The following is a 23848-nucleotide window of genomic DNA, read 5'->3' on the forward strand; positions in this document are numbered from 1 at the left end:
GAGAGAAGATTAAACATTTAAGGGGGGAATAATAAATATGTTAAAAAAGTGGTTATCCAGATTTTTAACAGCAACCTTCGTTACAACTATGGTTCTAGGAAATGGGGTATCTTCCATTGTAAAGGCAGATGAAACTCCTAAGTATCTAGATTCTAGACTTTCTGTGGATGAGAGAGTAAATGACCTTATGTCTAGAATGACACTTGATGAAAAGATAGGACAAATGGTACAGGCTGAAAGAAAGACGGCTACTACAGAAGACGTAAAAAACTATTTTCTTGGCTCAATTTTAAGTGGAGGTGGATCACTTCCAACTCCAAATACTGCTGAGAGCTGGGCTAATATGGTTGATGGGTTCCAAAAAGCTGCGTCAGAGACTAGGCTTGGGATTCCGATATTATATGGAGTAGATGCTGTTCATGGACATAATAATGTTTTTGGAGCAACAATTTTTCCTCATAACATAGGTCTTGGGGCATCAGGAGATGCTGATATAGTAAAGAAAATTGGTCAAGCAACTGCTGAAGAAATGAGGGCAACAGGAGTAACTTGGACTTTCGCTCCAACACTTGGAATAGCTCATAACGAGAGATGGGGAAGAACTTACGAAACCTTTGGAGAAAGTTCAGCTCTAGCTTCGAAGCTTGGTGAGGCTTATGTAAAAGGTTTGCAAGGTGAAGATCCAAGCAGAACTCTTAAAAAGAATAATACTGTAATTGCTACAGCAAAACATTATATTGGTGAAGGATTAACTACTGATGGAGTAAATCAAGGTAATGCTGTAATAAGTAATCTTGATGAAACTTTAAAAAATGAATTGCTTCCGCCATATATAGCTGCAATAAATGCTGGTGCTAGATCAGTTATGGTTTCTTACAATAGTATAAATGGTGTAAAGTGTCATGGAAATGCTGATCTTATCACAAAGGTTTTAAAACAACAATTAGGTTTTAAAGGAATTGTAGTATCAGATTATGAGGGAATTGCTCAACTCTCAGGTACTGAAAGAGATCAGATAAAGCAAGCAGTAAATGCAGGAATTGATATGGCTATGGTTCCAAATTCATGGAGAACCTTCATTACAAACCTAAAGGATTTAGTTGAGAAAAATGAAGTTTCACAGGACAGAATCAATGATGCAGTTACAAGAATATTAAAGGTTAAATTTGAGCAAGGCTTGTTTGAAGATTCATATGCACAAAGAGATTTGCTTAATACTGTAGGATCTCAAGCACATAGAGACATAGCAAGACAAGCAGTGAGAGAATCTTTAGTTTTATTAAAGAATGATAATGATATAGTTGGTAAATTAAAAGACAAGAAAAATATACTTGTAGCAGGAAAAAGTGCTGATGATATAGGAATGCAATGTGGTGGTTGGACTATAACATGGCAAGGGGCTGCTGGAAACACAACTACTGGAACTACAATACTACAAGGAATTAAGAATACAGTAGGTAGTGATACTAAGGTAACCTATAATATGCGTGGTAGAGCATCAGCAGATAATGATGTGGCAGTGGTTGTTATAGGTGAAAAGCCTTATGCAGAAACTGATGGGGACAGATCCCCAGATGCTTTGAAGCTTGATTCAGATGATTTAACAACTCTTAAAAATATAAAAGCCACTAATCCAAAGCTTCCTGTTGTAGTGGTATTAGTTTCAGGAAGACCTTTAACTATAGCAGATCAAATTGGCGATATGGATGGATTAGTAGAAGCATGGCTTCCAGGAAGTGAAGGACAAGGAGTTGCCGATGTATTATTTGGTAATTATGATTTTACAGGCAAATTAAATATAACTTGGCCATGGTATGCTTCAGACATTACAAGTAAAAATGATGACGCTAAAGATTTATTTAAGTTTGGATATGGACTTAAAAAAGGACAAACTGCGGCATTACCACAAAAGCCAACACAACCAGACAACTCAATAGCTATCCCAGGAAAAGTTGAAGCAGAAGCTTATACAAGCATGAATGGAATTCAGAGTGAAAACACTAGTGACCAGGGTGGTGGAAAAAACCTTGGTTATATTGATGGTGGAGACTGGATGAATTATGACGTAAATGTGGCTCAAGATGGAAAGTATAAGGTTGAATTTAGAGTAGCTAGTCCTGGTGGATCAACAGATGGTGCTCAGTTATTCTTAGGTACTAAGAACCTTACAAAAGCAACTGTACCAGATACAGGTGGATGGCAAAATTGGAAGACCGTTGAAGGTGTTGCAAACTTAAAGGCTGGAAAGCAGACCTTAACCTTTAAGGCTGGTAACGGCAATTTCAATATCAATTGGATGAACTTCACTAGAATTGGTGATTATGAGGAAACTGGAAATGATAATGGTGGTGGACAAAATCCAGGAACTACTCCTTCAGGTCCAGTTATAAAAGCAGGAGCTGTTGAGGTATATATGAGTTCTTCAGAGCAATCTGGAAGTATGAGCTGGTATGATGCTCCAAAGGACTTATCAAATACTTTAACAAAGAAGGATAATCTTGATATAACTTCACAAGATGATTCGAAAATTACTGATATAAAGATTGATGATGCAAAGAAGTATCAAAGTTTCTTAGGGATGGGAACTTCTTTTGAAGAATCAACAATTAATAATATATCTAAGATGTCACCAGAGAAAAGAACTGAGTTCTTAAAGAAATTGGTTGATCCTGTAGCAGGTGCAGGAATGAGTTTGATGAGACTTACTATAGGTACAGCAGATTTCACAGGAAGAGAATTCTACACTTATTACGATAATGTTCCAGGAACTTCAGGGCCAGATTGGTACAACACTACTGGTAAAGGCTTCTCTATACAAAAAGATATAGATTACAATATAGTAGCAACAATAAAAGAAGCACTAAAAATTAATCCAAGTCTTAAGTTGTTCTCATCACCTTGGACACCTCCAGGTTGGATGAAAGATCAAACAAGTAGTAGTGAGAGCTATGAGAATAATGGTAAGTTAATAAAAGGCGGTAAGCTAAGTGATGCTCACATAGAAGATGCAGCTAAATACTATACTAGATATCTAGAAGAGTACGCAAAGCTTGGAATTCCAATATATGCAATGACTCTTCAAAACGAACCAGGACTTCAAATAGATTATCCAAGCTGCTCAATGACACCAGAACAAGAGCAAAAATTAGCTATAGCTATTAAAGCTGATATAGCTAAGAGTGATGTACTAAAGGGTAAGGATATTAAGATTTGGGCATTTGATCATAATTTTGATAGCGGAGTAAGCTTTGCCTCTCAAGCAATGAATAACGATGCTGGAAAAGCTGCAATAGATGGTATAGCATTCCATGATTACGGTGGAGAGCCAACTGCCATGACACAAGTTCATGATATGTTCCCAGGTCATTCCGTAAATCTAACCGAAAGATCAGTTTGGGGAACTTCTGGAGCTGACAGAATAATTCAATACTACAGAAACTATGCTGAAAGCTATAATTCATGGGTAACAATGCTAGATAGTAATATTTCTCCAGAACAATGGACTGGAACTCCAGACCCTACAATGTTTGTATTAGATGCTAATGATCACAATAATTACTGGGCAACTCCTGAGTATTATATAACAGGTCAGTTCTCAAAGTTTATAAAACCTGGAGCTGTAAGAATAGATAGTGATTATGGTTCAAAGGATACTGTAACAAATGTTGTATTCAAGAATCCAGATGGTTCATTAGTAGCAGTTGTAGTTAACCAAACAGAAAATGCACAGTCTTTCAAGTTAACAAGCAGCGGTGCACAAATTACTGCAACAATTCCTGCAAAGAATGTAGCTACTTACAAGTGGAATCCAATAGCTGCAGAAAAGATAAACAAATTACCAGGAACCTTTAATGCTAATAACTTTACTGATGCAAGCTCTAATATAAAGGCTGAAGGAGATCATGCAGCTTATATACATGATGGAAATTACCTAGACTATTATGTAAATGTAGATGAAGCTGGTTTATATAACATGACTTTTGAAACAGCTACACCATGGGGCAACTATGACGATGGTGCTAAGAAAAATAGACAGATACATGTTATGCTTGGTGATAAGGAACTAACCAATGTTTTAGTTCAGCAATCAGCTTGGGATAACAGTACTTGGAGTAATTACTTTACAGTTAAAAATACAATCAACTTTACAAGCAAAGGTCTGCAGAAGATTAGATTTAATATAGATGCAGGTGAATTTAATATAAGAAATATTAAGGTTGAGAAGGCAGTTTCTATATATAACCTTCCAGGAAGAATAGAAGGTAAGAACTATATTAACTCAAAAGGTGTGGTAATAGAGGATAATAAGCTTGGCTTTGTAGATAAAGATGACTTTATGGAATATAAAGTTAATGTGGCTGAAGATGGAGAATACACTCTTAATTTAAATATTGCTTCAGCGAATAGTGTGCCATCCTTTGACCTATACTCAGATAATAATTTGGTTAAAACCGTAGATCTTCAATCAACAGGAGATTGGAAGGCTTGGAAGGTTGAGAGTACTAAGGTAAACCTTACAAAGGGTGAGCATACACTTAAATTCTTAGTTAAGAGCGGATTTAATTTAGATTGGATATCAGTTGGAGCTGCAATCGGAGTTACAAACAATGTTATAAATGAAGGACAAGAAGAAGGCAGTGTAATAAGCGTAAACCTTTATGATGGAAAATTTGCTGATACACTTACAAAAGCTAACTGGAAGTTAGAAAATTTACCTTCTGGCCTAGATTATGAAGTTTCAAGAATTGATGATACAACTGCTAAGATTGTACTTCATGGAAGTTCTAGCTTAGATTTTGACTATGATAAGACTATAAATGTATTGATGGCAGCAAAAGAAGTTGCAGGCTTATCAGACAAAACTTATAATATCGGAAGCAGCTTTGTAATAACTGCTAATCCAGATGTTGAGAAGATAGCCGCAACAAGCTCTATACCAATGAATACAAGTTCTGTAGATGTTACTCTAACTGGAGGAACACTTAATAAAGATAAAATAGGAGACATTACACTATCAGGACCTGCAGTAGACGGAAAGTATGTCAAGCTTACTTCTGTAGATTATTTGGATGCAACTCACGTAAGATTAAATCTAACTTGGGGAGCAATATATTATGAAGATCTACCATTAGTAGTGAATGTTCCTGCAAGCGCTTATAGTGATTCTTCAAATGATACTACTCTAACAACTTCAATTACATGTCAGAAGAGTGATCAAAAGCCTACACCATATAAGGTGAGTGATAAAGATCTTACTTTAACAGAAGACATGGCATATAGAGCTAAGGGATCACTTAAGAGTGATGTTCAAACAGGAAATAGAATAGATTATTATTTAGATGTTCCTGAAGCAGGAGATTATACTATAACTTATACTGCTAACAATAATTCAGCAATTACCAATGCAATAAAATTAAGTGTTGGCGAAGGTACAAATGTAGCTGGAAATATTGCAACTTTAAGTTTTGCTAAGTTCTGGGGTGGTACACTTTCAGTTAAGGATACTGTAAGACTTGAAGCTGGTGTCCAAACTTTAAGAATAGAAGTTGTAAATGGAGGCTTTACTCTTGATTCAATAAAAATATCAAAGAAGCAGGCGCCTCAAGAAATCAAGGCAGACAATGCAGATGATACAACTGTAATCAATGCAGATAGCTTATTTGCTGGTTCAAGAGATAAAGGTTATGCAATCGAAACTAAGAATGGAGTAAAGAATATAGGAGATACAGTAGTTGGTTCATATATGGATTACTCTGTCAATGTTAAGAAAGCAGGTATTTACAAAGTATCTTATAACTATGCAGATTCAGTAAGTTCAGTACCTGTGGCAATTCTACAAGATAGTCAAGGTAAAGAATTAGGAAAAACTAAGATGCCAAGTACTGGAGATTGGAATAAATGGGCTAATTCTGATTCAACACCTGTTTATCTTCAGGCAGGAGTACAAAACTTAAGAGTTTACGTTGATGTAGACGGATTTAATATAAGATCATTAACTTTAAAATACACTAATGACAATACTGCACCTACTATATATGGAAATGATGCTGTAGTTCAACAAGGTGAAAAACCAGACTTAATAAAAGCATTAGGACTTAGTGTAGTAGATGATATGGATGGAGATATTACTAGTAAGGTAACTTTAGATGATAGCAAGCTAGATGTAAATAAAGCAGGCACATATGAAGTAGTTGCTTCTGTATCTGATATTTCAGGAAATAAAGCTGAAAAGAGCTTCAAAGTAACTGTAAAGGAAGATGCTATAGCACCAGTTATAGAAGGTCACAACGCAGTCCTACCTGTAGGAGCTACATTTGACCCTGTAAAAGATTTAGGTTTAAAGATAACTGACAATAAAGATGGTGATATCACAGCTAAGGCAGTAATAACACATGTTGTTGATACTTCAAAGGATGGAGTATTTAGAGTGAAAGTTTCTAGTACTGATGCTGCTGGAAATAACTCAGTAAGTTTCTTTATAGTAAGAGTATTAAGTATGGGGGCAATTGATACAAACGACTTAACTATAAATGTAGGAGATAAATTTAATCCTCTAGATGGTGTAAAAGCTGTAGATATAAATGGAGATGATTTAACTTCTAAGGTTGAAGTGGTTTCAAATAATGTTGATACAACTAAGGCTGGAACTTACAAGGTTGTATATAAAGTAGTTGATAGAGAAGGTAATGTAATAAATAAAGAAAGAATTATTACAGTAAAAGAAGTTCCACAACAGCCAGGAGATAACGGTAATAACCCAGGAAACGGTGGTAACAACAATCCAGGGGATAACGGTAATAATCCAGGAAACGGTGGTAACAACAATCCAGGGGACAACGGTAATAATCCAGGTAATGGTGGTAATAACAATCCAGGAGACAATGGCAATAACCCAGGAAATGGTGGTCAAAATAACCAAAGTGGAACTGTTATAACAGATGAAAATGGCAAAAAGATAATCCAAGTATCAAAAATAGCTAATGGTAAGAATGTTGTAGAAGTTAAGGATGCATCAAAAGGATTCACCTTAGAAGTTACAGATACAGAAGCTATTAAGAATGGTAATGGAAGTATTGAAGTCAAAGGTTCAAATGTTGATATTACAATTCCATTTACAACAATAGCTAAGAATCTATTAAAAGATGGTTCAAGAATTGTTGCAAACTTCAGTATTGAAGATGGAAAAGATATAACTAAAAATATTAAGGGGATTAAAAAACTTTATAACTTCAGTTTATCAGTAGTAACTGGAGATAGTAAGGTTGATATACACAACTTTGCTGATGGCAAGGCTGAAATATCTTTAATATTAACAGATGATGAGTTGAAAGGATTGGACAAAAATAATATTGCAGTATTCTACTATAATGAAAGTACAAAGAAGTTTGAAATTATGGACACAAAAGTAGAAGGCAATAAGGTAACATTCACAACACCTCATTTCTCTAAATTCATAGTTGCTGAAAAAGCTACAACTGGAGAACAAGTACTTCCTAAGACAGGTTCTACTGTTGACGGTAATATATTATTAATTTTAGGATTAATGATGTTAGCTTTAGGTGCAGGAGTTTTAGTTAGAAAAAGAAGTGTTAAATAAGAATTAAATTACTGAAGGTCATAGCGATAAGCTGTGGCCTTTTTTTCTGTGTTAAAATCAAGATGAAAATCTTTTTATATATTTTTAATGTTTATAGAGATATATAATTTTATGTGATTAAGCCTAGATATTTCAACGGGTTAATAGCTTTTAATTATATAGGGGAAATAACAAAATTTATTGTTGCATATGGAAAACTATGATAACATAAACTCTAAATAAGATTAAAGAAGGCTATGAAGTTTTTTTAATAAGTTTCAAGTAGAGCAAACGTATAATAGTTTAAGTGAGCTTGAGCGTATACCATTTGTAGGTATGAATAGTTTCTATAAGTTAGACATCATTGTGCAAGCGTTAGCACAAACAATTTTTAAAATAGCTATGAGATAGAGTGAGGCCTATATAACGAAAGATATCACATGAAGATAATAATATTATATTACTTGCAGAGTTGATTAGAAAAGCTAGCATTAAAAGGATATAGAGGGGGAATGGAAATGAAAATTGAGAGCAGAAAGCTTGTTTTAAAAGAGGATTTATTAAAGGGATTTGAAGATCTAGGAGTAAAGAAAGGGCAAAATATAATAGTTCATACATCATTGACAAGATTAGGTTTTGTCTGTGGAGGACCTCAAATTGTAATAGAGGCTCTATTAGAATCCGTAGGAGAAGATGGGACTATTATGATGCCAACTCAAACCTGGAAAAATCTTGACCCTGATATGGGAGTGCATTGGGAAGAACCAGAAGAGTGGTACCAAATAATAAGAGATAATTGGCCAGCTTATGATAAGGCTATTACGCCTACTAATACAATGGGGGCAGTTTCAGAAATGTTTAGAACTTGGCCAAATGTACAAAGAAGTGATCATCCAGTAAGATCTTTTGCAGCCGTTGGGAAGAATGCGGAGTTATTGACAAGAGATCATGATTTATCCAATATATTTGGCAAAGGTTCACCTATAGATAAGCTATATGATTTAGATGGATATGTAATGTTAATAGGTGTTGGATATGATAAGAATACTTCTCTCCATCTAGCAGATGCAATTGCTGAGTATGATAGTAAACATAATGAATATAACAGTAGTGCAATTATGGTTAATGGACAAAGAAAATGGGTGACTTACGAGACACTAGCTGTAGATGGCGAGGACTTTGAATATATAGGAAGAGATTTTGAAAAAGAATATGCAGTGAAAATGACCACTATTGGCAATGGAACTGTAAGATTTATGAGACAAAGAGATTTAGTAGACTATGCCATAAAGTGGATTGAAAAAAATAGAATTGTAAGAAAAGTATGATAAATAAAATAATTATGTAACTATCACTCCAAAAAGATATTTTGACTATCAATATAATTAAGTAATGTACGATAATATAACTAATAATTAATATTATTAAAAAAAGGTTAGCAAATAAATCCATTGGATTTAGATTATGGTTTAAATGTATATTATTTAAAATTTATTTTGTTTGGAGGATTAGTATGGGAAATAAGGAAAAGAGATTAAAAAATGTTAAGATAGTTCATGGAATAGTGGCTCTATGGCTTATTGCAATTGTTTCTTTGATAGTTGTAGGGATAGTTTCACTAACAAATATGTCCAAGATAAATAGTAATCTAGAGGATATTAATAAGAAAGAACTAAAAAATATAAAGATATTAGGAGATGTTAATGGATCTTTTAATGGTATGAGAAATGTTCTTACAAAAATAATAGATAGACCATATGATGAGGCTATGGTTACTACTGTTAAGGATACTGATACGAAAATAAGAGACTTAATAGGTCAATTGAATACATCAAGCAATACTGCAGATAAGAATAAGATAATAAGTGATATGAAAGAATATTACGATCAATATATGCAAAAGTTCCCTCCTCTTGCGGATAAAAGAAAAGCAGGAGAAACAATGGATAAAGCATATATGGATGAATATACTAAGGTTGGAACTGGAGTTAGTACAAGCATAGAAAAGCTTGTAGAGAGTGAAAAACAATCTGCTGACCTCATAAGTAAGCAAAGTGAGGAACAATTTTTATCCACCAAGACTACTTTTATAGCAATTTCTGTAGGGGTAGTAGTTTTAGTTACTATTATATCTATGTTTATATTATGGTATATAAGAAGATCAATTATGGAGTTTACAAAACAATTAAAGGTTGTAGCTTCTGGAGATTTAACGGTTGATATAGATAGAGATGAAAAGAATGAATTTGGAATAATGAAAAGAGAACTAGCAGTTACTGTAGAAGCAATATCTGGTATCTTAGGTGATGTGAAATCAAATGCTGGAAGGATGAATGAACAAGCACTATCTTTATCAGCAATTTCAGAGGAAATGACTTCATCATCTCAAGAAGTAAGTAACGCTATACAAGAGGTTGCTGTAGGATCTACATCACAGGCTGAGGAACTAATGACCATTGCAGGTGTTGTTAATGAGTTTGGGCAAGCTATAGAAAGTATTTCAAAAACAGTAAATAACGTAAATAGTTCAACTGAAACTATAAGTACTATGGCTAATCTAAGTAATGAGCAGTTACAAAGTCTTATACTATCGGTTAAGACTATAAGCGAATCATTTGGTAAGGTTGCTGAAAAGATAGATAAGCTTGGAGATAATATACAAGAGATAAATGGTATAACTTCGCTTATAAATAGTATTGCTGATCAAACTAATCTGTTAGCTTTAAATGCTGCAATAGAGGCTGCAAGAGCTGGGGAAGCAGGAAAAGGATTTGCTGTAGTAGCTGATGAAATACGAAAATTAGCAGAACAAAGTAAAACATCTTCTACAGAAATAAACAATTTATTGGAAGTAATATCAAAAGAGACAAATGAGGTAGTAAATACTACTAATGTTGTAAATGATGAGTTTGCAGGACAAATAAATGTTATTGACCAGTCAATAGTTTCCTTTAAAAATATCATAGAGCTAGTTGAAAAAGTAATACCTTTAATGAAGGAAGTAAGTAGTTCAATGGGACATATAGATTCTGAAAAGACTGAGATTATAGGAAGAATAGGAAATGCATCAGCAGTGGCAGAAGAAAATTCAGCTTCTGCAGAAGAGATAACTGCATCTTCTGAACAAATGAGTAGTTCGTCTGAAGAAGTTGCTGAGTCAGCACAAATACTTTCTGAAATGTCAGGTAATATGGTAGAAGCGATTAATAAGTTTAAGATATAGTACTTAGCTATCAATAGGTCAAAGTGATTAATTTGATACAAATATAATTAAGTAGCAGTCACTATAATTACTGTTCTAAATGTTACGTATTTAGTATTTAGGCGGTACATAAGTGACTGTTTTTTTCTGATTTCTGAAAAAAAGCACCTGATTCTAAAATTTATCTACTTTTAATCCTAAAATACTACATATAAAATTATGTTAAGACAGCATTTGTAAACGGTTAACCAAGGATGTTCTAGTTTTAAATAAAATCAATTCTTGTAGGTTATGTTTAGGAAACTTAAAAACATAAGTTTTATAACTAAGTGGTACATCAATATAATTGGAGGATTAAGTGATGAAGAATAACGAAAATCAATTAAAGAATGCAAGGGCTATGCAAGGAATACTAGCAATTTGTTCGATGTCTGTTCTTTCATTAATAATTGTAGGAATAATTTCATTATCTAACTTATATAAAATAAATAATAATTTAAAATCAATTAATGATAATGAGCTGGAAAACATGAGAATATTAGTAGATGTAGATAGTGCATTTAATGGTATGAAAAATATAATCTCAAAAATAATTAGTGAACCTTATGATGAGACTATGGCAATGACAGTAAGTGATACTAATAATAAAATAATATCTTTATTAAGTAAGCTTCAAACTTCAAAAAATACTGAAGAACAAGATAAGCTTATTTTAGAACTTAAACAATCTTATGAAAAATATATGGATAAGTTTTCTCCACTTAGACAGCAAAGAAGAATTGGAGAGGTAATGTCAAAAGAATATATGAATGATTATACTAATGCTGGGCTTTTAGTAGGAGAAAATATAGACAAGCTTGTTATAAGTGAAAAAAAATCATCAGATGCCACTAGTAAGCAAAGTCAGCAGCAATTTACTAGTACAAGAAATACTTTTATAGGAGTTTCTATAGCAGTAGCTATTATGATAGTTATTATATCTATGGTTACATTAACTTACATAAAGAAATCAATAAAAATATTTACCTCTCAATTAAAAGTATTAGCATCAGGGGACTTGACCATAGACATAGATAGAAATGAAAGTAGCGAATTTGGTATTATGAAAAGGGAATTAGCAGTGACTGTAGACTCTATTTCTTCAATATTAAGTGATGTAAAAGAAAATGCAAGTAAGATAAATAATCATGCAGTATCGTTGTCAACAGTTGCAGAGGAAATGAGTTCATCTTCACAGGGAGTTAGTGGTTCGATACAAGAAGTTGCATTAGGATCAACATCCCAAGCAGATGAGCTACTTAATATAGCTAAAATAGTTAATGAGTTTGGAGAAGAAATTGATAGCATGGCTTCAATTATTAAAGATGTTAATGATATTACTGAAGTTGTGGGGTCTATGGCAAATGTGAGTAATGAACAATTACAAAATCTTATATTTTCAGTTAAAACTATAAGTAATTCTTTTAAAGGTGTTACTGAAAGAATAGATCATCTAGGGTCTAATATAAAAGAAATAAATGCAATAACATCTCTTATAAATAGCGTGGCTGACCAAACAAATCTACTGGCACTTAATGCAGCAATTGAAGCTGCAAGAGCAGGGGAAGCGGGAAAAGGATTTTCTGTAGTTGCTAATGAGATAAGAAACCTAGCGGAGCAAAGTAAAAGCGCATCTTTAGAGATAAACAATTTATTAAGAGTTATTTCTAAAGAGACCAATGAAGTTGTCACTACAACAAATGATGTAAATAGTGAATTTACAGATCAAATAGATATAATAAATCAATCCATAACGTCTTTTAAAGATATAATAGAAATGGTTGGAAAAGTAATACCATTGATGGAAAACATGAGAGAATCTATGGGTACTGTTAGTTCTGAGAAAAGTGATATAATATCAAAGATAAGTAGTACATCTGCAGTTGCTGAACAAAATTCGGCTTCTTCAGAAGAAATTATAGCTTCTTCTGAGCAGATGAATAGTTCATCTGAAGAAGTGGCGAAATCAGCTCAAATACTTTCTTCAATGTCAACAAGTATGGTCGAAGCTATAAATCAGTTCAAAATATAGATACTTACTTTTTTCGTATACTGGAATTTAGTTGTCTATAGATTTCACTTTATTATAATTAATCTAAAGAATAAAAAAGACTTCTTATAATCCTTCCTTAAGGGATATAAGAAGTTTTTAATTATAGCCATAATTATATTATTGGATGGATAATTATTTAATTTCAATACGATGATTTATGGATGTACCACTTCGTAATGAAACTTATTATTTTTAAATCCTCTCACCAGAACCCGTGAGAGTTTTAAAAATAGATTGCGGTTCGAAGTGGTAGATCTATAACAGCGTCATTTTTAAAATACTTCTATATTGAAATCAGATAATATACTTTGGACCTCTTCTGTAGGGGCTTTCTCTGTTATTATGCAATCTATATCACTTAAACAGGCAAACTTATAGTTTCCATCCATGTGAAACTTAGAATCTTCCATAACAACATAACTTTTTTTGCTAGATTCAAGAATAGCCCTCTTGGTTATACCATCATCAATATCGAAGGTGGTAATGCTTTCATCGAATACATCAATTCCGCAACTTCCAATAAAGGATTTATCAAATTTATATTTTGATATAATTTCAATAGTAGGAGCTCCGGTAAAGCCATCTAGATTTCTATTTAAAATTCCACCAGTGCAAATAACTCTAATATTATTAGGTTTTGAAAGTACAGTCACTATATCTAGCATGTTTGTTACTATGGTTATCTGCTTGTTGCTAGAAGCAAGCAGTTTTGCAAGTATTATATTTGTAGTAGAGATATCTAAGAAAATAGTCTCTCTATGATTTATAATGTTAAATGCCTTTTGTGCTATTATTGTTTTAGTAGTTATATCTGCATCTTTTCTTGTAAGTACACCTATATCTTCTGCTGACTCTCTTACCTGTACAGCACCTCCATAAGTTCGCTTTAATAAACTTTGATTTTCTAATGTCTTTAAATCTTTTCTTATGCAATCTTCAGTAACATTGAATTTTATGCTTAGATCCTTAACCTTTAATTTACCTTCAGTATTTAATATTTTAATAATTGCATCTAATCTTTCTTCTGCAAACAAAGTTTTACACCTCTCTTATATAAACACATATAAATTAACGTCTAACTTAATTATTTTACACTACTTTAGAAGAAATTTATACTTGAAATAATAATAAATGCGTATGTAAATAAGATTAAATGATAAGAAATAATAAATAATCAAATTATTAGTACATAATAAAGCTAACTAGGCGGCAAGATATATAAATAAAAACTTATGGGGAAAATAAAATGCAACTAATATAAGCTTATACGAGATTTGGAAAGTGTATATGGCGTAGGAACTAGAACTAAAGGCAGATTAATTTAATTTACAAATATAGAGGTAGGAATAAATTTTGTTTGTAAGGTAAGAATACTAAATGTTTGCAACATAAGTCCATAGGTTAAAAAAGGTACTTGAATCAGAGTGGTTGAGAGCTCGATTCGGGTATCTTTTTTGTTGTATACGAATAAGTGATTTTTTATCAATAGTAACAAAGTTTAGTAAAGTGAATGTATAAATGAAAATATGTGATGATTTACATTACTAATAAGATGTTGCCACATCAATGAGGTAATAAATGGAGCGCTTGAAACGTTGAATTTAGGCTGTGTAAACATTATAATAAGATTGCAGATGGAAATAAATGTAAAATAGTATGCCGCATTATTTGTGGCAAAAGGTGAATAAATATGGACAGAGTTTATAAAATAGTGGATTTGCTATTAAAAAGTGATTGCCCCCTATCTGTAGATTTTATTGCAGAAAATCTTAATGTATCAAATAAGACCATTAGAAATGATTTTCCTAAAATACAACAGATTGTTGAAGAAGCTAACTTAAAGCTTACTAGAAAACCAGGGGTAGGCATTATTATCGAGGGATTAGAAGAAAAAAAACTGAGACTGGAAAAAGCTTTAAAAGAAGATAACAGTTATATAGAACCATTTTCTCCAGAGGATAGATTGAACTATATTTTAAAACAATTATTTATAAACAAAGCACCTATTACAGTAAAAGAACTATCACAAAGTTTATATGTAAGTAGAGTTACTGTTCAGAAAGATTTAGAGAAAGTTGAAGAATGGCTTTCTAAGTTCAATTTAAGCTTAAAAAAGAAACCAAACTATGGCATTGAGATTATTGGCAACGAAGAGGAATGGAGAAAAGCTATTGCAAACCTATTAGCATTGACAAGCAATAAAGGTTACGAAGAACTAAAAGAACTTCTTTATGATGAATACGAGAGGAAAATTGATTATAAGTCTATTTCAAAATTAAAAGAATTAGTAAATATTGATTATAGACTTTTAGAAAAGATAATCACTAAGGCAGAAAAAAAATTAGAGTTTAAATTCTCAGATGAAGCTTTTGTCAGCTTAATTATGCATATAGCAATATCAATCAAAAGATTAAAGGAAGGAAAAGATGTAAAGCTTTCTGAGGAAATGCTAAACAGTTTAAAGGAAAATGAGGAGTACGAGGAAGCAAGGCAGATATCAGAAGAAATTGAAGAATCATTTAAGATAAAACTGCCTGAATCTGAAATTGGGTATATACTTCTTCATATTTTAGGAACAAAACTTCTTGAAGGAAAAAGCGAAAACCTAACGATTGCCTTGGAAGGTCAAGGGGATAGTGAACTTGCAGTGATAATGGCTAGGGAGATAATAAGTATTGCAGAGAGAGCCCTACACATGAATTTAAGTAATGATAAGCAACTGCTAAATGGGCTTATTTTACATCTGCGCCCTACAATAAATAGATTAAAATATGATCTTGCTTTAAGAAATCCAATGCTTAAGGAGATAAAGGAAAATTACATTGAAATATATGGAGTAGCTTGGATGACAAGCACTGTATTTGAAAAGTACCTGAGTGTAAAGATGCCAGAAGAGGAAATAGGATATATATGTCTTCATTTAGCAGCATCAGTAGAACGTAACAAAAACCCACTAAAGGCATTGATAGTTTGTGCTAGTGGGATAGGGACATCTCAATTTATTGCAGCTAGGCTTGAGAGGAGCTTCAGACAAATAGAGATTATAGATGTAATATCCATCATCGAGTTAAAGCAGAGAAGCTTGAAAGACATAGATATAGTCATATCTACTGTTCCAGTGGAAGTAAATAGACCTAAACTAATGATTAGTCCATTACTTAATCAAAACGATATTAGAAGGCTTGGAATTTTTATTGATAATGTTTATAGTAATAAAAGCAAAAGCGATGAAAAATATTCAATTATCGATAAGAGCTTAATAAAGATACAGGGGGATGTAGAAAGCAAAGAATTATTGATAAAAGAAATGTGTATTGATTTAGTCAACGGCAAATACGTAGACGATGAATACGTTTACAATGTATTAGAACGAGAAAAGATATATAGCACTGCAATAGGGGGTGGGGTTGCAATACCTCATGGTGAAGTAGCACTGGTTAAACGCTCATGCTTTGCGATCAGTATATTGGATCATCCTATATGGTGGGGAAATGACAGTGTAGAAATGATTTTTCTATTATGTATAAGTGAAGCTGATAGAGAAAAATCAAAAAAGTGGATGAGAAACCTATACAATTTCATTGAAGATAGTAGCAATGTAAAATTCTTAAAAAGCATAAAAAGTTCAGAAGAAATTTCTAGAGTTGTGGAGGAATTTATATATGCTGATAAATAGAAATCTTATAGTGCTTGATTTGGAGGCCAAGTGTAAAACAGAGGTTATTAAAAAGATGATTGATCTAGCCTATAAGGAAGACAGGATAATTTCAAAAGAAGATTTTTTAAAATGTGTACTAGAACGAGAAGAGGAAATTTCAACAGGTGTTGGTAATGGCATTGCTATACCCCATGGAAAATCAGAAACTGTGAAAGAGGCTTTGATAGTATTCGCAAAATTAAAAAACGGCATAGATTGGGAGTCTATGGATAGTGAAAAGGTTGACTTAATATTTTTACTAGGAGTGCCGGAGAGAAACAAAGAGAATCTACATCTTAAGATACTTGCTCAACTGTCAAGAAAACTTATGGACGAAGATTTTGTAAAATTATTGCGAAATTCATCTACTGAAGAAGAGGTCTATTATATTTTACGAAGCATTGAGGCGTCATAAATTTAATGGACATGGTTCTTTGAAATGTAGAAAAACCGAAAGTTTTCAAAAAAATTCAAAATGGAGGTATATTAAATGAAAGAAGAACTAAAAAGACTTAGAGAATATCTTATGACAGGTGTTTCTTACATGATACCTATAGTTGTTATAGGTGGTGTCCTCATTGCTTTCTCTATTATGCTCAGCGGTGTAAAAGCGGGGCAAGGCGCAGTAGTTGATAATGATTTCTTGAAAAAGTTAATGCAAATAGGAAGTGATGCATTTTCTCTAATGGTTCCAGTACTAGCAGGGTTTATCGCATATGGTATAGCTGATAGGCCAGGTATCGCGCCAGGTCTTGTAGCCGGAGTTCTAGCCAATGATGTAAAGGCTGGATTCTTAGGCGGTATAATAGGTGGTTTACTTGCAGGTTACATTGCAAGATGGATAAAGAGCTGGAAAATTCCTAAGAGTTTAAGGCCTATAATGCCGATATTCATTATACCACTGCTAACCAGTATCACAGTTGGACTACTTATGTTGTATGTCCTTGGAGGACCTATAAGTGCACTAATGACTTCAATGACTGGTGGTCTAAAGTCAATGAGTTCTGGAAGTGCTGTCTTACTAGCACTTATTATGGGAGCAATGATTGCATTTGATATGGGAGGACCGGTAAATAAGGTTGCATTTATGTTTGGTTCAGCAATGATTCAAGAGAACATATTTACAGTAATGGGACCTGTTGCTGTAGCAATATGTGTACCACCACTAGCTATGGGTATCGCATCATTGGTTGCTCCTAAGAAGTATTCAAAAACAGAACAGGAAGCAGGTAAAGGTGCTATTGCCATGGGGCTAATTGGAATCACTGAAGGAGCTATACCTTTTGCGGCTGGTGATCCATTAAGAGTTATACCTTCAATTATGGTTGGATCGTCAATTGGAGCGGCTATAGCTGCACTTCTAAAAGTAGGAGATCATGCTCCGCACGGAGGCCCTATAGTACTGCCTGTTGTTGATAATCCTTTAGGGTTTATAGTTTCGGTTTTGGTTGGAATAGCTATAACTGTTCTAATGGTAAATCTTTTAAAGAAGCCAGTATCTGCTACTGAAGAAGTAGAAGAAGATAGCGAAGGAATGTAAATACATTATTATAGATAAACTACTTCCTATTGAAATTTATCCAAATAAAGATTCGAAGAACCATCGAAATATTTATTTGGAGTTTAAGGATTGAAGTAGTTTATCAGTTCAGCGGAATAGATAATCCAGTTCTATTTAATAAAACCAAGCGATAATTTTGTTGACTATTATTGGTAGCACATTTATTAACTATACTTTTTATTTGGAACCGGTTTATCTATATATCAGTAAACTAAGTGAAAAGGAAAAGAGGGATAAAATGAAAATAGTAGCTGTAACAGCATGTCCAACAGGTATTGCTCACACCTATATGGCAGCGGAAGCTTTAGAAAAAGCAGCAAAAAAGATGGGTCATAGTATAAAAGTTGAAACTCAAGGTTCTATAGGTATTGAAAATAAGATAAGTGTCAAGGAAGTGATGGCTGCTGACCTTGTTATACTTGCTGTGGATGTAGCAGTAAAAGAAGAAAGCAGGTTTAAGGGTAAGCCTATATATAGATGCGAGGCACAACCAGTAATAAAAAATGCTACAAAAATTATTCAAGAAGCTCTGAAGATAATAAATTCATAATCTAAAGGACAGAAACTTCAAATTAAAAGAGGGAAGAGAAATTACATTACGGAGTAGTTTCCTTTACCCTCTTTTATTTTATTCTTAGCGAATTTTATATTTATGCAAAACATCTAAAAAATCAACTCTATAACCAAAAAAACACCCCTTTACCAAGAATGGCATAAATTATACCATATTAAGTGTAAAGCTATACATTTAAAATTAAAGACCTATGGAAAAGAATAGTTGAGGTGTAGAGATGGGGAAAATAAGAATAATTCAGACAGCAAAAGATACTGCAGACAGATTGACTGAGAAAGATTCAATTAGTTTTAATAAAGAAAAATCATCAGATAATACTTTAAAAATTGATAGAAATAAAAAATATCAGAAAATAGTTGGGTTTGGTGGAGCGTTTACTGAATCAGCAGCTTATACATTAGCTAGAATGGATGAAGAAAAAAGAGAAGAGATAGTAAAGAAATACTTTGATCAAGTTGATGGACTAGCTTACTCAATCGGAAGAGTTCACATACATAGCTGTGACTTTTCGCTAGGAAATTATACTTATGTAGAAGAAAATGATGTTGAATTAAAAACTTTTGATATAAGTCACGAAAAGCAATGGGTATTACCTTTTATAGATGCAGCGAGAAAAACTAGAAATGGTGAAATATTGCTTCTTGCGTCTCCATGGAGTCCTCCAGGTTGGATGAAATCAAATGGTGAGATGAATCATGGTGGAACCTTGCTTCCTGAGTACTACGAAGCTTGGGCAAATTATTATGCTAAATATATTAAAGCTATGAGAAAAGAAGGCTTTGATATTTGGGCCATAACTGTTCAAAATGAACCAGCAGCTTTGCAGGTATGGGACTCCTGTCTATACTCAGCAGAAGAGGAAAGAGATTTCTTAAAGAATCATCTAGGACCAACTTTAGAGAGGGAAGGTCTTTCAGATGTAAAAATATATATATGGGATCATAACAGAGATATATTGTTTGAAAGAGCAGATACTGTTTTATCTGATCCAGAAGCAGCAAAATATGTTTATGGTACAGGAAACCATTGGTATGTTTCGGAAGAGTTTGAGAATCTTTCAAAGCTTCATGATAAATATCCTGACAAACATATTTTATTCACAGAAGGTTGCCAAGAAGGTGGGCTACACCTAGGTTCTTGGTTAACTGGTGAAAGATATGGAAGAAATATGATAGGAGATTTTAGAAATTGGCAAGAAGGCTGGATTGATTGGAACCTAATTCTTGATGAAACTGGTGGTCCAAACCATGTTGGAAATCTTTGTGATGCACCTATAGTTGCAGACACTAAGGCTCAAGAAATTCATTATAATAGTTCTTACTATTATATAGGACATTTTAGTAAATATGTTAAGCCAGGTGCTGTAAGAATTGATAGTGCTATTGAGGGTGCTTCAAATCTTGAGCAAGTTGCTTTTCTAAATGAGGATGGATCCGTAGTTTTAATTGTTATGAACGAAAGTGATAATACAGAAAGTTTTGATATTGAAGCTGATGGACAGTATGCTAATTATGTTTTAGAAGCACATTCCATAGCTACATTTATTCTTTAGTCTAAGTTTAATATCAAAATACTCGTTAAAATCAGTCATGAAGTGGTGCATTGGTGGAATATGACAAAATCATATTAATTCTTTGCGCAAGCTCATTAAAACATTGGATGGGTAATCATTAATTTCAACATAGTATTTTAAAAGTGCTAAATTTAAAGATGTACCATTTCACAGCTAAATTTATGTTTTCAAGATCTCTCCTAAGAATATTTTAAATTTTGAAAATGTTTTGAAGGTGAATTGGTACATTTTTTTATAATATTGAAAGGTAGTGAATATATGGCAGTAGAATATATTTTTAATGTAGATAATCAATTTATAATAAAAGATTACGATAAAGCAAAGACTTTTTCTAGCTTTCTTCCTGGTGTTGCAGGTGTAGATGGTATTCCTATGTGGGCATACTATGTAAATCGTGGACAAGGACTCGGAAGCTTTGGAGTTAAAGATAAGAATAATACAATAATGGAGTTCTTCCCAGCACATTTAATGTACAAAAATATTGAATTACAAGGATTTAGAACTTTTATAAAATGCAACGGAGAAGTACATGAGATATTTTCTTCCTCATCAAAAGATGATACAAAAAGAAGGATGTTAATCGAAAAGAATATACTTAAGGTAGAAGAAGTAAATAAGACTTTAAATATTAAGGTTACTGTTACTTACTTTACTGTGCCTAAGGAAAGTTATGCAGGACTAATTAGAAAAGTTGATGTTGAAAATTTGGATAGCATTCAAAAATGCATAGAGGTATTGGATGGGCTAACTCAAGTTCTTCCATATGGAATAACTAATGCTGATTATCAAGCTATGGCAAACCTGATGAAATCATGGTTTGATGTTTTTAATCTAGAAAATAATATAGCTTATTATAAAGTTAGAGCAACCACAAATGATTCTGCAGAAGTGGGAGAGGTTAATAAAGGAAACTTCTTCTTATCATTCTCTAGTGAAGACAATCAGTTAATAAGACCTATAATAGATATGGATTTAATTTTTGGATGTAATACATCGCTTATTAGACCTTTTGGATTTGAAGACAAAGGCTTAGATGATATATATTCTAAGAAGCAAGTTCCTCAGAACAAGGTTTCAGGAGGCTTCTCAGGCAAAGCTGTGAAACTGGATAAAAAGTTTACTCTATGCAGTATTTATGGCCATATTGCTAGTGTTGAACTTATAAATTCTATAAAAGATAGATTTAATGTGGCATATGTAGAAGTAAAAGAAGAAGAAGCAAGAAAATTAATTGAAGATTTAGTTGATAATACTTATACAGAAACAGGAAATCATCTTTTTGATCAATATATAAGCCAATGCTATATGGACAATGTTCTTAGAGGAGGATATCCATTAGTATTTAAAGGTAACGGAAAAAATCATGTTTATCATGTATATTCAAGAAAGCATGGAGATCTTGAAAGAGAATATAATTTCTTCTCTATAGAGCCTGCATACTATTCTCAAGGTAATGGTAATTTTAGAGATGTTAATCAAAATCGTAGAAACGATGTCTTAATAAACCCAGAGGTTGAAGAATTTAATGTTAAGCAATTTATGGATTTGATTCAAGCGGATGGATACAATCCTTTATCAGTAAAAGGATCAGAATTTACCTTTGATAAAGAGAAGTTTGGTAAAGTATTTGAGTTATTTGATAAAGAAGATAATAATGTAAAAAATATATTAATGGGTAAATTCACTCCAGGTAAGCTTATTAACTATATAGCTGACAATAATGTAAGTATAAAGTGTTCTTACGAAGAGCTTGTTGAACGAGTTTTAGAGTACTCTACACAAGGCTTTGAGGCTGAATTTGGAGAAGGATATTGGACAGATCACTGGACTTATAACATGGACCTAATAGACAATTATTTAAATATATATCCAGATAAGTTAGAAAAATTCCTATTTGAAACTAAAGACTATAGATTTTTCGATAGTCCAGTAAGGGTGCTTCCAAGAAGTGATAAGTATGTAGTTACCAATGGTAAGGTTCGTCAATATGGATCTATTTTGGAAGATGAAGAAAAATGCCATAAGCTTAATATACATTTTACTGATACTAATTGGCTTAAAAAGGACAATGGAGCTGGAGATATATATGAAACAAATCTGTATGCAAAACTTATTTCTCTTGCTTTAAACAAGTTTGTAAATCTTGATCCAATGGGAATGGGAATTGAGATGGAAGCTAATAAGCCAGGTTGGAATGATGCTATGAATGGATTGCCTGGAATATTTGGATCTAGTGTAAATGAGTCAGCTGAGTTAGTTAGAGTATTGAACTTTATAATAGATGCTTCGGAAAAATTTGACAAGACAGTTCCAATTTATGCAGAATTATTTGAGATTATTACTGATGTTGACGCTGTTTTAAATAGAAAGGTTAATGGAGAAATAGGACAATTTGAGTATTGGGATAAGATATCTTATTTAAAGGAAGCTTATAGAGAAAAAATAAGATTTGGAATAGATGGAAAAGAGAAAGAATTAACAAGTAAAGAAATACTAGAGATATTTAAGAAGTTTAGAACTAAGCTTAATGAAGGACTTGAAAAAGCTTTAGAATTAGGCAAGGGTATATATCCTACTTATATAACTTATGAAGCTAAAGATTATGAGATATTAGAAGGCAAGAAGAATCCCGTAAATGGATATCAAAATGTTGTAGTAAAGGAATTCGATTGCGTTCCAATACCATTGTTCCTTGAAGGTCCAGCTAGAATGCTTAAGAGTTTAAAAGACATAGATAAGGCAAAATCACTTTATAATAAGATAAAAAATAGTGAGATTTACGATAAAAAACTCAATATGTATAAGACTTCAGAGCCTTTAGATGAAACTACTCATGAAGTAGGAAGAGCTAGAGCCTTCACTGCTGGTTGGCTTGAGAGAGAATCAATATTCCTTCATATGGAATATAAGTATCTATTAGGACTATTAAAAGCTGGTTTGTATGACGAATACTTTGAAGATATAAAGACTGCCTTGATACCTTTTATAGATCCTAAGGTTTATGGAAGAAGTACTCTCGAAAACTCATCATTTATAGCAAGCTCAGTGAATCCAGATGAAGAAGTGCATGGAAGAGGCTTCGTATCAAGACTTACTGGATCAACCTCAGAAATGCTAAGTATGTGGTTCGTGATGATGGCTGGTAAAAATGTATTTAGGTATGAGGAAGGAAAACTAAAACTAGAGTTAAAACCTATACTTCCACATTGGTTATTCAACAGTAATAATGAAGTTAGCTTTAAGTTCCTTGGAAAAACTATTGTTACTTACCATAATAAGAGTAGCAAAAATACCTATGGTGATAATGGTGCTGTAGTAGAGAGATTAGAGCTCAGAACTTTTGATGAAGAAGCATTTGAAATAGTGGGTAGTGTAATTGAAGGTCGCTATGCTGAAATGATAAGACAAGGAAAGTTTAGAACTATAGATGTTTACTTGGCTTAATAAGCTATTGAGTTTTTAATCTATAGATGTTTCAGAACTGAATATTAATATAAATATAGTATAAATTAAATATAAAACTGTTCCGCATAATCCACAGCCTATGTAGTTTTTGGCTGTGGATTTTTACTT

Annotated in this window: 11 protein-coding genes; 10 read left to right on the plus strand and 1 reads right to left on the minus strand. The window is 32.8% G+C overall.

Going from position 1 to position 23848, the window contains the following annotated elements; translation table 11 throughout:
* Window positions 1-37: 37 nt before the first annotated feature.
* The 4 genes from OCU55_RS15495 (at window position 38) to OCU55_RS15510 (ending at window position 12849) form a co-directional block, all read left to right on the plus strand.
* Entirely contained in the window at window positions 38-7597 is a 7560-nt protein-coding gene (locus OCU55_RS15495; RefSeq protein ID WP_261853199.1) for a glycoside hydrolase family 3 N-terminal domain-containing protein, read from the plus strand.
* Window positions 7598-8094: 497 nt separating this feature from the next.
* A complete protein-coding gene (locus OCU55_RS15500; protein ID WP_261853200.1) occupies window positions 8095-8904 on the plus strand; it encodes an AAC(3) family N-acetyltransferase in 810 nt (269 codons plus the stop codon).
* 185 nt (window positions 8905-9089) lie between these two features.
* Window positions 9090-10799, plus strand: a complete 1710-nt coding sequence (locus OCU55_RS15505) for a methyl-accepting chemotaxis protein (protein ID WP_261853201.1) — start codon at window positions 9090-9092, stop codon at window positions 10797-10799.
* A 340-nt stretch (window positions 10800-11139) separates the two neighbouring features.
* Window positions 11140-12849, plus strand: a complete 1710-nt coding sequence (locus tag OCU55_RS15510) for a methyl-accepting chemotaxis protein (protein ID WP_261853202.1) — start codon at window positions 11140-11142, stop codon at window positions 12847-12849.
* A gap of 293 nt (window positions 12850-13142) precedes the next feature.
* Here the strand turns inward: OCU55_RS15510 and OCU55_RS15515 are convergent, their stop codons facing one another.
* Window positions 13143-13904, minus strand: coding sequence for a DeoR/GlpR family DNA-binding transcription regulator (locus OCU55_RS15515; RefSeq protein WP_261853203.1), 762 nt, complete (start codon window positions 13902-13904; stop codon window positions 13143-13145).
* 656 nt (window positions 13905-14560) lie between these two features.
* Between OCU55_RS15515 and OCU55_RS15520 the strand changes: the two genes are divergently transcribed.
* The 6 genes from OCU55_RS15520 to OCU55_RS15545 all read left to right on the plus strand — a co-directional run bounded on the left by OCU55_RS15520 (window position 14561) and on the right by OCU55_RS15545 (window position 23719).
* Entirely contained in the window at window positions 14561-16546 is a 1986-nt protein-coding gene (locus OCU55_RS15520) for a BglG family transcription antiterminator (protein ID WP_261853204.1), read from the plus strand.
* Window positions 16533-16982 (plus strand): PTS sugar transporter subunit IIA, encoded by a 450-nt coding sequence (locus tag OCU55_RS15525; RefSeq protein WP_261853205.1) that lies wholly within the window; start codon window positions 16533-16535, stop codon window positions 16980-16982. The genes OCU55_RS15520 and OCU55_RS15525 overlap by 14 nt, the downstream gene beginning before the upstream one ends.
* Before the next feature lie 75 nt (window positions 16983-17057).
* Window positions 17058-18107 (plus strand): PTS fructose transporter subunit IIC, encoded by a 1050-nt coding sequence (locus tag OCU55_RS15530; protein ID WP_261853206.1) that lies wholly within the window; start codon window positions 17058-17060, stop codon window positions 18105-18107.
* A 259-nt stretch (window positions 18108-18366) separates the two neighbouring features.
* Complete coding sequence (locus tag OCU55_RS15535; protein WP_261853207.1) at window positions 18367-18678, plus strand: PTS fructose transporter subunit IIB; 312 nt, start codon at window positions 18367-18369, stop codon at window positions 18676-18678.
* A 241-nt stretch (window positions 18679-18919) separates the two neighbouring features.
* Complete coding sequence (locus OCU55_RS15540; RefSeq protein ID WP_261853208.1) at window positions 18920-20254, plus strand: glycoside hydrolase family 30 protein; 1335 nt, start codon at window positions 18920-18922, stop codon at window positions 20252-20254.
* A gap of 279 nt (window positions 20255-20533) precedes the next feature.
* Window positions 20534-23719 carry a cellobiose phosphorylase gene (locus tag OCU55_RS15545; RefSeq protein ID WP_261853209.1) on the plus strand — a complete coding sequence of 1062 codons (3186 nt, stop codon included), beginning with the start codon at window positions 20534-20536 and terminating at the stop codon, window positions 23717-23719.
* The last annotated feature ends 129 nt before the right edge of the window (window positions 23720-23848 follow it).

The organism is Clostridium folliculivorans (assembly GCF_024341905.1).
GTDB lineage: Bacteria > Bacillota > Clostridia > Clostridiales > Clostridiaceae > Clostridium_AR > Clostridium_AR folliculivorans.